Source organism: Pantoea sp. OVA07A (assembly GCF_019969975.1).
Classification (GTDB): domain Bacteria; phylum Pseudomonadota; class Gammaproteobacteria; order Enterobacterales; family Enterobacteriaceae; genus Pantoea; species Pantoea agglomerans.
In genome coordinates this window covers 530,357-543,599 of the sequence record NZ_JAHXYM010000001.1, presented here as the reverse complement: position 1 = coordinate 543,599, position 13,243 = coordinate 530,357, and the positions used below count along the sequence as shown (strand labels likewise).

Sequence of the window (13,243 nt, the reverse complement as noted above, 5' to 3'; positions counted from 1 at the left end):
GCCCGCAGGCGCAATAGACAAACGGCAAGCATTCTACCTGCGGTGTCTGACCATCACAATCGCCATTGCCCTTCTGCCTGGCAAATTCTGCTCTGTTGCTGAGGGCTGTAAGCTAATTCAACCTATAGTATGTTGTAACTATAATGAGCTATTAATGGTGCGGCTGCAGCGGCCGGTTTACTGGCCGTCGAGGCCGCGGATAGGCTTAACCGAAGACCAGGTGCGGCAGGATGGGCAATGCCAGTAGAGTGCGTGGGCGGTAAAGCCGCACTTCTGGCAGCGATAGCGCGGCTTGGTGCGGATCTGTTCGCCGACCATGTCACGCAACACCATCAGGCTCTCTTTCGCCCGGCCATCTTCCGCTTCATGCAGATTTAAATCCATCAGGCGGTGGAACACCCGCATGGTAGGATGACGCTGCAGCTGACGGCTGATGTAATTCTGGGCCGCTTCGGGCCCCTGCTGCTGCTCAAGGATGTCAGACAGATAGAGCTCTGCAGCTGCGCCGGTGTTCTCTTCAACACAGCGATGAAGAAACTCTGACCAGGCGTCTGGCTGATTGAGCTGCTGGAAACAGGTTTCAAGCATCCCCAGCGTTTCACTCACCAGCTCTTTATCCTGGTCCAGCACCCGCTGCAGATGGCCCACCGCTTTGGCGTAATCCCCTTTTTCCATGAGGATACGGCCCATCATGATCGAGATGCGTGCGCTGTTGCGATCGGCCGACTCCCCTTTCTTCAGCAGGCTCATGGCACGATCGAGATCGTCGCTGCTCATCGCCTGCAGAGCCAGTTCGCAGTAGAAGTGGGCTATTTCGCCTTTCTGCTTCTCTTTGCCAAGCTTAACCAGCCGTTCCGCAACCTCAATCGCCTGCTGCCAGTCGCTGGTTGCCTGGTGGATCAGCAGCAGTTGCTGCAGCGCACCCACCCGAAAGTCAGTTTCATCGGTAAGTTGCTTAAACATGTCTTCCGCGCGGTCATATAAGCCCGCCGCCATATAGTCGCGGCCCAGTTGCTGTACGGCGAGCAGACGCTGCTCATAGCTCAGGGAGGCGCTTTCCATTAAAGCCTGATGGATGCGGATGGCGCGGTCGACCTCCCCGCGCGAACGGAACAGATTGCCCAGCGTCAGGTGTGCTTCAACCGTGCCGCTGTCCTCTTTCAGCATCTCAAGGAAAAGGTCGACCGCTTTGTCCTGCTGATTGGAGAGCAGAAAGTTTACGCCAGCGACATATTCACGTGACAGTCGGTTGGCTTCCTGTTGCTTATCCTGATGCGCGCTGCGACGGCCCATATACCAGCCATACGCTGCCGCCACCGGCAGTAACAGAAACAGCAATTCATGCATCAGGGATTATTCCCGGCCAGCCGAAGAAGATGGCGTGGTCGCCAGGGCAGTACTCTGCTCGATTTGGGTCTGCATACGCTTAATTTTCCGGTTGGCATTCGCCAGGGAGACGCGGGTCCGTAACCAGAACAGACCGCAGATGATCCAGCCAAGCACGAAACCTGCGCCAAACAGGGATGCCAGTAAGGTCGAGATGCTGAACTCACCCTGCGCCAGCAGATAGTTAAATGTAATGACCTGATCGTTATGCGCACCCAGGGTGACGGAAATAATGAAAATGACCAGTACCACTAAAAAAATCAGCAAATATTTCACAGTGCATCCTGTTGTGAGGTTGTCGGGTAGAATTATGCCAAAACTCCAGCAAAAATGCTGCTCCCAGCAGCATCGGGCGGGTCGCTTTTACGCAGGCCCGTCTAATAATATGGGGTCTTACGGGTGAATTACAATCAGGGCTCCCGCTGCGCCACCTCTTTTTGCTCTTCCGGCGGCAGCGTCAGCGGGCCACAGAATCGCTGCGCCAGCCAGGTGGCAATGGTGACCAGTAGCCAGGAGAGTATGGTTGCCATCGCCAGATCCCGTGGCCAGTGCATGCCCAGCAGCAGACGACTCGCCATTACGCCGGTGGCCCACAGAAAGATCACCACCACGGTTTTATAGTGCCGACGCGGCCAGAGCAGACCCAATGCCAGCAGCGCCCAGCTGGCGGCAAACATAGTATGTCCCGACGGGAACGCGAAACCGGTTTCAAACGCCCAGTGCCGTTTCAGCCAGCCTGGGATCTGCGTCTCATCGGCAATCAGTGAGGTTACCATCTCGCCACGCTGTTTGCGCTTCATCTCGTAGAAGGTCTTTTCATCCAGCCCGTGATGCTGTTCCAGCCAGATCACATAAGGACGCGGCTCCTGAATCTGCTCTTTGATATAGGATTTGGTGTATTGCCCGGCCAGAATGGTGGCGTTCATGATCAGCAACAGCAGGATGGCTGGCTTCAGCCGAAAGCGCAGGCACCAGAGCATCCAGGCACTCAGCACGACGCTGGTAACAATGCCCCAGGGGTTGGTGACGGTCTCGGTCATCCAGAAGAGACCTTTCAGCAGCACATTGCTTTCGCCTGGTTGCCAGCGCCAGCCGCTCAGCCAGACCGCAACCGGCATGATCAGCAGCAGCAGCATTCCAAAGGTGGTACGACGTGAAATCTTAAACATCCTCTTCCCTTATCCCGGCGTCAAAAGAGAGCAATTGCATAACTTTAGCTTAAAAAAGAATAACATAACCGTTGCCGATTGGATAATTGTGCTTTATCACTGCAATTGGTATCAGAGATTACCAGCCCGCTTGCGGGTTGTGGCACAATATTGCACGTTTGTCGGGCCACACTGGCCTGTGCACTATCATGATGATAGTGCATCCTCTGAAGGTTCTGGAGAGTCACATGCAGCTTAAACGGGTGGCAGAAGCCAAACTGCCCACGCCATGGGGAGATTTCCTGATGGTTGGTTTTGAAGAACTGGCAACCGGACATGACCACGTTGCACTGGTTTTTGGCGATATTAATGATAACGAGCCGGTACTGGCGCGCGTTCACTCTGAATGCCTGACCGGCGATGCACTCTTCAGCCTGCGTTGCGACTGTGGTTTTCAGCTGGAAGCCGCTCTCAATGCCATCGCAGAAGAGGGTCGCGGCGCACTGCTCTATCACCGTCAGGAAGGCCGTAACATCGGTCTGCTGAATAAGATCCGCGCCTATGCGTTGCAGGACAAAGGGTATGACACGGTAGAAGCGAACCATCAGCTGGGCTTTGCCGCCGATGAGCGCGACTTCACGCTGTGCGCCGATATGTTCAAACTACTGGGCGTCAATGAAGTGCGACTGCTGACTAATAACCCGCGTAAAGTGGAGATCCTTAGCGAAGCCGGGATCAACATTGTTGAACGCGTGCCGCTGGTCGTGGGACGTAATCCTAAGAATGCGCACTATCTGGATACGAAAGCGGAAAAGATGGGGCATCTGCTGCCGAAGTCATAAATAAGCTGGGATTCACTGGCATCTGACCATTTAAGAAGCCCAATCTGAGAGAATCCTCAAGCAACGGATTAGCTCAACGCGCAGGGTGCACGGTCAGAAGAGGAAAGCGTCCCGCCGCCCGGATAAAAACGCCGGGAGCGTTTTTGAACAACGCAAAGCGTTGGCCCGGTACGGGCGCACCTCAGGGATGAGGTGCGTAATTGCGCGGGCCTAGCATGTCATGGATGACCGCTTTTGCGTCTTTCCGATCTGACCATGTTCCCTTTCCCTGTGCAGCCACGGTCTCACAGCTTCTTATTACAGACGTTGTAAGCCACATAAAAAAACCGGGTTTCCCCGGCTTTCTTATCAGTCCAGCATATTGCGGATAACGTAGTGCAGGATGCCGTCATTGCGGTAATAGGTCAGCTCATTACCGGTATCGATGCGACAGCGAGTGTCCAGCTCTTCCTTACTGCCGTCGGCACGGGTCAGCGTCACTTTAACGCTGCAGCCAGGCGTCAGTGCCTGAAGATTTTCCACGTCAATGCGCTCCTCACCGGTCAGCCCCAGGCTTTTGCGGGTCAAGCCCTGCGGAAACTCCAGTGGCAGAATGCCCATCCCAATCAGGTTTGAGCGGTGAATACGCTCAAAAGATTCCGCAATTACTACCCTGACCCCCTGCAGACGTGGTCCTTTCGCCGCCCAGTCGCGACTTGAACCAGAGCCATACTCAAGACCCGCGATGACCGCCAGCGGCACGCCTTCCGCCTGATATTTCATTGCCGCATCATAGATGGCCAGCTGTTCGCCACTTGGGTAGTGTCGGGTATAACCGCCCTCCACGCCGGGTACCATCTCATTGCGGATACGGATGTTGGCGAACGTGCCGCGCATCATCACTTCATGGTTACCGCGACGCGAACCATAGGAGTTAAAGTCTATACGCTCCACGCCGTGTGACAGCAGATACCGTCCGGCCGGACTTTCCGCTTTAATGCTGCCCGCAGGTGAGATATGGTCAGTGGTGACCGAGTCGCCCAGCATGGCCAGCACCCGCGCACCGCGAATATCCTGCACCGGCTTAGGCTCTTTCTCCATATCGTCAAAGAAAGGCGACAGACGAATATAAGTCGAGCCCTCATCCCAGTCGTAAGTCGCGGCTTCACTCACCTTAATCTCCTGCCACTCTGGCGTACCGTCGAAGACTTCAGCGTACTCTTTATGGAACATGTCGCTGGTGACCTGCTGCACGGCCGTAGCGATCTCTTCCGGAGAAGGCCAGATATCTTTCAGGTAGACCGGCTGGCCCTGACGATCGTGGCCCAGCGGCTCGGTCTGCAGGTTAATCTTCATGTTACCCGCCAGCGCGTAGGCCACCACCAGCGGCGGCGACGCCAGCCAGTTGGTTTTAATCAGCGGATGAATACGGCCTTCAAAGTTGCGGTTGCCGGACAGCACAGCACCCACCGTAAGGTCGCCTGCTTTGATCGCAGACTCGATTTCATCTTTCAGCGGGCCGGAGTTACCGATACAGGTGGTGCAGCCATAACCAACCAGATTAAAGCCCAGCTCGTCGAGATAAGAGGTCAGTTGCGCGACGGCCAGGTAGTCTGAAACCACTTTAGAACCGGGTGCCAGCGAGGCTTTGACCCACGGCTGACGTTTCAGCCCCCGCTCGACCGCTTTCTTCGCCAGTAAACCGGCCGCCATTAAGACGCTGGGGTTGGAGGTGTTAGTACAGGAGGTAATCGCACTGATCACCACCGCTCCATCGGTCAGCTTATGCGTCAGCCCGGTATCACTGTCGGTATACTCAACGATTTTATGGGGTTTCTGCGCCTGATTCACTTCCAGTTCGTTGCTGGCATCAAACGCGGCGGGCACATCACCCAGCGACACCCGATCCTGCGGACGTTTTGGTCCTGCGAGACTCGATTCCACCTCATTCATATCCAGCGCCAGAGTGCTGGTAAAACGCGGCTCATCGCCAGGGTTGCGCCACAAACCCTGCGCTTTGGCATAAGCTTCCACTAACGCTACCTGTTCGGCATCGCGTCCGGTCAGGGTCATGTAGCTCAGCGTGACGTCATCAACCGGGAAGAATCCGCAGGTTGCGCCATATTCCGGTGCCATATTGGCGATGGTTGCGCGGTCTGCCAGCGGCAAATCGGCCAGGCCATCACCATAAAACTCAACGAATTTACCGACGACGCCATGCTTACGCAGCATCTGGGTGACGGTCAACACAAGGTCGGTTGCCGTAATACCCGCCCGCAATTTGCCGGTAAGTTTGAAACCCACCACATCCGGGATAAGCATTGAGACAGGCTGACCGAGCATGGCGGCTTCGGCTTCGATTCCCCCTACTCCCCACCCCAGCACGCCAAGCGCGTTGATCATGGTAGTGTGAGAGTCCGTACCGACCAGCGTATCGGGCCAGGCATACTCTTCACCATCAACGGTTTCATGCCAGATTGCCTTGCCGAGATATTCCAGGTTCACCTGATGGCAAATACCGGTTCCTGGTGGCACCACGCGGAATTTATCAAACGCCTTCTGGCCCCAGCGGAGAAAGACGTAGCGCTCATGGTTTCGCTCCATCTCCAGCCGGACGTTCTCTTCAAACGCGTCATCATTGCCAAAATGGTCGACAGTCACCGAGTGGTCGATAACCAGATCAACCGGTGACAGCGGATTAACTTTCGCCACATCGCCGCCTAGCCGATTCACTGCTTCTCGCATCGCAGCAAGGTCGACTACCGCAGGCACGCCAGTAAAGTCCTGCATTAATACACGGGCTGGCCGGTAGGCAATTTCACGATCGGCGTGGGCATCTTTTTGCCAGTCAACCAGCGCCTGGATGTCCTCCGTCGTAACAGAGTCACCATCCTGATAGCGCAGTAAATTTTCCAGCAGGACTTTAAGGGATTTTGGCAGGCGATCGATATTGCCAAGGTGTTGAGCAGCATGGGGAAGACTGAAGATGTGATATTTTTTGGTGTCGACCTGCAGTACTTCCTGACTCTGCTCGCGTAGGGTAGACGACATAGCTCCTCCTTTCATTCATGGTCTTTAAACCTCAGAGAGACAAAGGTTTATGTTAAAGATAGACCACAATTTCGTTAACGTTTTGATTACAACACAAATTGCTACAATCGATCGCAAACGAAAATGCCCCGTGAAGTCACGAGGCATCATGAAAAGGTGATTTTAATTCAAATTACAGGGTTATCCACACCGCCGCAGACCAGAACGCAAAGGAGAATGCATACGCGCTGAGCCAGGACATTTTAATAATATTCATTTGGTTCACTCCTTCGCCGGAATCGGGCGTAAAAGTTTTTGCGGTCACCTTATAGAAAGAGGCGACACCCTTTGGTCGTACAGGATGTGGTAAGGGCATTTATAGGCCCACCGGAAATTCCGGTTTTAAAAGAACAGTGACGAAGAAATGGTCTGACAACGTTATTTGTTTTTAGGGTCCAGAAACGACTCAATAAAAAGTCTCTGGTTATCACTCAAATCCCATGAATCGGGGATAGACACTTTTTCGTCCTTTGCAAGGGGTTCTTTTCCTTTACAGGAGACCGTCTTGTGCTGACCCGAGGTCAGGGAACGTTTATGGCTGAGTGTATTTGCCCACATGGCTTTAACCCCAGATACGCCAAATCATTAACGCGACAACTACCCAAAACAGCGCAGAGGCAGCGAATACGGTTAACCAGGCTTTGCGACGAGTGTTGCCGGTACGCTCAACCTTGGTGCTTTTTGCCGGGAAACCCGGTTGTACAGTCAGTCGTGTATTCATAGTTTTTGATAATCACTCTCAACAAAATGATTGATAACATCGATTAAGATTTAGGAGGAATCCTAAACGCGTTAAGGCCAAAAATCCAGTTATTTTTATTGAGTACAACGATTAACGGTATTAATCAATGAGCTCAGGTAACGTAAGAAATCATTAATACCGGAACTAATATTTAATTAAAAAACCCGCTAAAAAATTTGAGTTAATTTAAAAACAGATCCACTCAAAACTATAGATAACACTTAAGAACCTTATGTTTAGTGGCTTCCCACGTTAGCTCTTAACTGGAGTATGGGAATATTCCTGGCAAGCCGCAAAGTGACATAGTTAAAAATGTGTTGTAATTCGCATTTAAGAAAGCCCGATGAGGAAACATGTGATCAATGTTTCATTTACAAAAAAATCATAAAAACTTTTGAGTCTCATTTGGCGCTAAAGCCTGGAGACAAAAAAGGCTGCACCAGGCAGCCTTATGTTTACGCGGGGAGGTTAAATTCTATTTAAACGGCAGTTTGATATCTTTAAACATCGCTTCAATGTCTTCATTGGAGCGCAACGCAACCGCAGTATCTACCACATCGCGCGTCAGGTGCGGCGCAAAACGTTGGATAAAATCATACATATAGCTGCGCAGGAAGGTGCTGCGGCGGAATCCAATCTTAGTAGTGCTGTTGGTAAAGATATCGGCGGCTTCAATGCGAATCAGGTCAGGATCGGCCACCGGATCTACTGCCATGCTGGCGATAACGCCAACCCCCAGACCTAAGCGGACATAAGTTTTGATTACGTCGGCGTCGGTCGCGGTAAAGACGATGCGTGGCGTTAAACCTGCACGATTGAAAGCCGTATCCAGTTCTGAGCGCCCGGTAAAGCCAAAGGTGTAGGTCACCAGCGGATATTCAGCCAGCTCCTCAATGGTGACCTGCCCTTTTCCGGCCAGCGGATGATCGGCAGTCACCACAATTGCCCGATTCCAGTGGTAGCACGGCAGCATGATTAAATCGTCATAGAGATGCAGGGCTTCGGTGGCGATGGCAAAATCCGCATTACCTTTGGAGACGGCTTCGGCGATCTGGGTCGGAGAACCCTGATGCATGTGCAAAGAGACGCGAGGATAGCGCTCAATAAATCCTTTGATCACCCCAGGCAGCGCGTAGCGAGCCTGGGTGTGCGTGGTTGCGACATAGAGCGAGCCTTTATCAGGCCAGGTGTGTTCACCGGCTACCGATTTAATCGCATCCACTTTGGAGAGAACTTCACGCGCTATACGGATGATCTCTTCCCCTGCAGGCGTGACCTGGGTGAGATGTTTACCGCTGCGGGCAAAGATTTGCACGCCCAGTTCATCTTCCAGCATACGCACCTGTTTACTGATGCCGGGTTGAGAGGTGTAGAGACCTTCCGCCGTCGAAGAGACGTTGAGATTGTGATTGACCACTTCAACGATATAGCGCAACTGCTGTAATTTCATATCTATTCCATCCCGGTAAGTTACAGAGTCGCATCCCCGGTTGACGTATAGTCGCGAGGGTAAAAAGATGCTATGCATCAGGAAAGGTCGGAAATGCTATAACAACTATATCAGTTTAAGTGAGAGAGTAGAACGGATTGATATAAGGCTCAGAAAAAGGCCAGCGAGCGCTGGCCTTCAGGGATTACTTTTTCGCTTCCTGCCATTTGCCATCTATATAGAAGGCGGACCAGCCGGTTGCCTTGCCCTCTTTTTCTGAGGAGACATACTGCTGTTTGGTCTTGCGGCTGAAACGCACCAGCGTTTTGTTGCCTTCCGGATCGGCTGCTGGCGCGTCGGCCAGATATTTCAGCTTCTCAGGCAGACGATCTTTGAAGCGCTGAAGCTCTTCCACCAGCGGCGCACGCGTCTCGCGTGATTTCGGGAAGGTGTTGGCCGCGAGGAAAACGCCCGCCGCACCGTCACGCAACACGAAGTAAGCATCTGACTTCTCACACGCCAGCTCTGGCAGCGGAACCGGATCCTCTTTCGGCGGAGCAACTTCACCACTGCGCAGGATCTTGCGGGTGTTTTTGCACTCTTCATTGGTACACGCCATGTACTTACCAAAGCGTCCCATCTTCAGGTGCATCTCCGAACCACACTTCTCGCACTCCACTACCGGGCCGTCATAGCCTTTGATGCGGAATTCGCCCTTCTCAATCTCGTAACCATCACACTCCGGGTTATTACCACAGACATGCAGTTTACGTTCGTTATCGATCAGGTAGCTGTCCATGGCCGTGCCACACTTCTGGCAGCGACGACGGGCACGCAGGGCGTTGGTTTCAGCATCATCCCCTTCCAGAATATTGAGAACTTCATTTTCCGGGATCAGGTTGATGGTCTGTTTGCAGCGCTCTTTAGGTGGCAGCGCATAGCCGGAACAGCCCAGGAAGACGCCGGTACTGGCAGTTCGAATCCCCATCGGACGGCTACAGGTCGGGCAGTCAATCGAGGTCAGCACCATCTGGTTCGGCTGCATCCCGCCCTCTTCAGGATCTTTCTCAGCCAGTTCAAGCTGCTGGGTAAAATCGGTGAAGAAGTGGTCGAGTACCGCTTTCCATTGCGCCTGGTTATTGGCAACCTGGTCAAGGTTGCTCTCCATGCGGGCGGTGAAATCATAATTCATCAGTTCGCGGAAGTTCTCTTCCAGACGATCGGTGACGATTTCACCCATTTTTTCCGCATAAAAACGGCGGTTTTCAACCCGTACGTAGCCACGATCCTGAATCGTCGAGGTAATGGCGGCGTAGGTGGATGGACGACCAATTCCGCGCTTCTCCAGCTCGCGCACCAGTGACGCTTCGCTGAAGCGCGCCGGTGGCTTGGTGAAGTGCTGACCGGGCAGCAGTTGTTGCAGGTCCAGAACATCACCCACGCTTACCGCAGGCAGCGTACGATCTTCATCATTCTTACGCAGCGCAGGCATCACTTTGGTCCAGCCGTCGAAACGCAGAATACGGCCTTTCGCTTTGAGCCGGAAATCACCGGCGGCGGCAGTAATGGTGCTGGAGTCATATTTTGCTGGTGTCATCTGACAGGCAACAAACTGACGCCAGATCAGCTGATAGAGTTTCTGCGCATCCGCTTCCATATCTTTCAGCTTTTCCGCCACCACTTCCACATCAGAAGGACGAATCGCTTCGTGCGCTTCCTGGGAGTTCTCTTTGCTGGCGTAAGTTATGGCGTTTTCAGGCAGATACTTTTTACCGAAATTACTTTCGATATAGCCACGCGCCATGGCGACCGCATCCTGACTCAGGTTGGTCGAATCGGTACGCATATAAGTAATGTGGCCCGCTTCATACAGCCGCTGGGCCATCATCATGGTCTTCTTAACGCCAAAGCCGAGACGGGTGCTGGCAGCCTGCTGCAGTGTCGAGGTGATATAAGGCGCGCCCGGCTTGCTGCTGGTCGGCTTATCTTCACGATCCACGATCTCATAGCGCGCTTTTTCCAGCAGCGCGACGGCGGCATACGTCTCGTCGCGGTTGACCGGACGGAAGGCTTTATCGCCTTTGTGCGTCACGTCCATCGACAGCTCATCGCCTTTCGGCGTGGTCAGCGCGGCATTAACTTCCCAGTACTCTTCGGGAACAAAAGCTTTAATCTCACGTTCACGTTCCACCACCAGGCGAACGGCAACGGATTGCACACGTCCGGCAGAGAGACCACGAGCGATCTTTTTCCACAGCAGTGGCGAGACCATGTAGCCCACCACGCGGTCCATAAAGCGACGCGCCTGCTGAGCATTAACCCGATCAATATTCAGTTCGCCCGGCTTTTCAAACGCCTGACGAATCGCATTCTTGGTTATTTCGTTAAACACGACGCGGCTGAAGCGCGAGTCATCACCACCAATCACTTCCCGCAGGTGCCAGGCAATGGCTTCCCCTTCGCGGTCAAGGTCGGTTGCGAGATAGATGTGGTCAGCATTGGCGGCTAACGCCTTCAGTTCGGCAACCACTTTCTCTTTGCCGGGCAGAATCTGATAGTCCGCTTCCCAGCCGTGATAGGGGTCAACACCCATGCGGCTGACGAGTGCGGCCTTCTCATCTTTTTTAACTTTTTTGACTTTCTTGTCAGTCGAAGCGTCTTTGACTTTCTTATCTGTCGAGGCGTCAGCACTTTTTTTCGCGGTTGAACCACTGGTCGGCAGATCCCGGATATGACCCACGCTGGATTTAACCACGTAATCACTACCCAGGTATTTATTGATTGTTTTAGCCTTTGCCGGGGACTCAACAATAACGAGTGCTTTACCCATATTTACCTTTACCTAATGAAAACATCCTGCTTAACGGGAGAGGATTGGATGCCCAAAAACCCAATGGGTTCAATATTGCTGCGCCTGTTTAACATTTCAAGGCGGAGGGGTCAATCTCAGATCAGATGATGTGGCGTTATGCAACTGCATGATAAAGAGTGCTTTTTCTATCTGAACTCATCGCACATCCTGGTGCAAAATCCCTGAAATCGGAATCGCCCACACTCTACCTGATAAAATCTGTTACGCAACTTAATTAGCACTCAGCCCGGACTTACGCCAGGTTTTCATCGATTACACCGATTTGTCACACCCTGTGACTCGCCAGTAATATAGAAAGGATTGGAGTACTGTCAAACAGGAGTGAATAAATGCAGAGTTCAACTCAGGCTATTTCCCGCCAGGCGTTGCTGGAAAAGGCCAATGCGCTGATCAAAGAACATGATGATTATTTAGCGGGAATGCAGGCGGATGAGGTGATTCAGCAGGGTGAAGTGCTGGTATTTCGCGGACCGTTTTTTCTCGATGCCGATGGAGTGCCGACGGCTAAAACCACGGCGGTGTTTAACGTGTTCAAACACCTTGCCGTGGTGCTATCGCCGCTCTACCACCTGGAATGAAAAAACCCGGCGCAGGCCGGGTTTCGCATCATCAGAGCAGTGGCTTTTCGCCGCGCTGCCAGAGTTTCAGCAGCAGGCGCTCTGCCACAGAGCCGGCGCTCTGCGTAAAGCGATCCATCACCTTACGGCGGCGGGCATAATGCACGCCGAGCACGCTGAACTTATCCATCTGACGGATGATCAGATCATCGCTGGTGCCGATTTCGTCAACCAGTCCGAGGTCCAGCGCCTGGCGTCCATACCAGTGTTCACCGGTTGCCACCTGATCGATGTCGAGTGACGGGCGCATCTGGTGGACAAACTGCTTGAACAGCAGGTGCGTTTCGTCGAGATCTTCCTGGAATTTCTCACGTCCCTCTTCGGTGTTTTCACCAAACAGCGTCAGCGTGCGCTTGTACTGTCCGGCGGTATGCAGCTCAATATCAATATCGTTCCGTTTCAGCAGGCGGTTGAAATTGGGGATCTGCGCGACCACGCCGATGGAGCCAATAATCGAGAAAGGTGCCGCCACAATACGATCGGCTACGCAGGCCATCATGTAACCGCCGCTGGCCGCCACTTTATCCACGGCCGCCGTGATGCGCAGACCCTGATCGCGCAGACGCTGCAGCTGCGAGGCTGCCAGGCCATAGCCATGAACCACGCCACCAGGGCTTTCAAGACGCAGCAGCACTTCATCGCCAGGCTGTTTCACAGCCAGCACGGCTGAAATCTCTTCGCGCAGTGAAGTCACCTCATGGGCGTCCATGCTGCCTTTGAAATCGAGTACATAGAGCGTGGGCTTCGCACTGTCTGTCTGCCCCTGCTTCGCCGCCTGCTTTTCCGCTTTGGCTTTCAGCTTTTCACTTTTCTTATGATTTTTCAGCCAGACTTTTTGTGCCTGAGGCTTCATTTTTGCCAGCTGCAAATCCTCTTTCATCTGTTGATAGTCATCATCCAGATGAGTCAGTCGAAGCTGACCGTTTTGTGCCCGTTTGCGTAATGCGGCATTCATCACAATCATGACAATCACAGCGACGGCAACCACCAGTGTCACCACTTTCGCTAAAAACAGTCCATACGTTGAAATAAAATCCATAGGTCGCCTTAGTAAACTGAGAATCAAAAACAGTTCGCCAGTTTAGCCGTTTTGCCCCGCTTCGTCGCCTGAAATGCCAGCAGCTGGCACAGAATGCGT

10 protein-coding genes are annotated in these 13,243 nt (G+C 53.1%); 2 read left to right on the top strand and 8 right to left on the bottom strand.

The features are described from left to right. Positions 1–177 precede the first annotated feature (177 nt). The 3 genes from lapB to pgpB all read right to left on the bottom strand — a co-directional run bounded on the left by lapB (position 178) and on the right by pgpB (position 2,555). Entirely contained in the window at positions 178–1,347 is a 1,170-nt protein-coding gene (gene lapB / locus LC417_RS02505) for a lipopolysaccharide assembly protein LapB (protein WP_010244490.1), read from the bottom strand. 6 nt (positions 1,348–1,353) lie between these two features. Continuing rightward, positions 1,354–1,662: a LapA family protein gene (locus LC417_RS02500; protein ID WP_033757836.1), complete on the bottom strand. Its 309-nt coding sequence runs from the start codon at positions 1,660–1,662 to the stop codon at positions 1,354–1,356. A gap of 134 nt (positions 1,663–1,796) precedes the next feature. After that, positions 1,797–2,555 (bottom strand): phosphatidylglycerophosphatase B, encoded by a 759-nt coding sequence (gene pgpB, locus LC417_RS02495; RefSeq protein WP_033757837.1) that lies wholly within the window; start codon positions 2,553–2,555, stop codon positions 1,797–1,799. A 227-nt stretch (positions 2,556–2,782) separates the two neighbouring features. On the opposite strand from pgpB, the gene ribA reads away from it, so the two are divergent. Next, positions 2,783–3,376, top strand: coding sequence for a GTP cyclohydrolase II (gene ribA / locus LC417_RS02490; protein ID WP_010244482.1), 594 nt, complete (start codon positions 2,783–2,785; stop codon positions 3,374–3,376). Between the two features lie 348 nt (positions 3,377–3,724). Here the strand turns inward: ribA and acnA are convergent, their stop codons facing one another. From acnA to topA, 4 genes are all read right to left on the bottom strand, one after another. Further along, the gene (gene acnA / locus LC417_RS02485; RefSeq protein ID WP_223565410.1) at positions 3,725–6,406 is read right to left on the bottom strand and encodes an aconitate hydratase AcnA; all 2,682 of its coding nucleotides are present in this window, start codon (positions 6,404–6,406) and stop codon (positions 3,725–3,727) included. A gap of 601 nt (positions 6,407–7,007) precedes the next feature. After that, positions 7,008–7,166: a YmiA family putative membrane protein gene (locus tag LC417_RS02480; protein ID WP_071778593.1), complete on the bottom strand. Its 159-nt coding sequence runs from the start codon at positions 7,164–7,166 to the stop codon at positions 7,008–7,010. 496 nt (positions 7,167–7,662) lie between these two features. Then, positions 7,663–8,637 carry an HTH-type transcriptional regulator CysB gene (cysB, locus tag LC417_RS02475; RefSeq protein ID WP_003853865.1) on the bottom strand — a complete coding sequence of 325 codons (975 nt, stop codon included), beginning with the start codon at positions 8,635–8,637 and terminating at the stop codon, positions 7,663–7,665. Between the two features lie 184 nt (positions 8,638–8,821). Then, a complete protein-coding gene (gene topA / locus LC417_RS02470; RefSeq protein WP_010244475.1) occupies positions 8,822–11,446 on the bottom strand; it encodes a type I DNA topoisomerase in 2,625 nt (874 codons plus the stop codon). Between the two features lie 371 nt (positions 11,447–11,817). Here topA and LC417_RS02465 point away from each other — a divergent pair, with 371 nt between their 5' ends. Continuing rightward, a complete protein-coding gene (locus LC417_RS02465; protein ID WP_033757844.1) occupies positions 11,818–12,066 on the top strand; it encodes a YciN family protein in 249 nt (82 codons plus the stop codon). A 31-nt stretch (positions 12,067–12,097) separates the two neighbouring features. On the opposite strand, the gene sohB is transcribed toward LC417_RS02465, so the two are convergent. Further along, positions 12,098–13,144 (bottom strand): protease SohB, encoded by a 1,047-nt coding sequence (gene sohB / locus LC417_RS02460; protein ID WP_010244469.1) that lies wholly within the window; start codon positions 13,142–13,144, stop codon positions 12,098–12,100. Between the last annotated feature and the right edge of the window lie 99 nt (positions 13,145–13,243).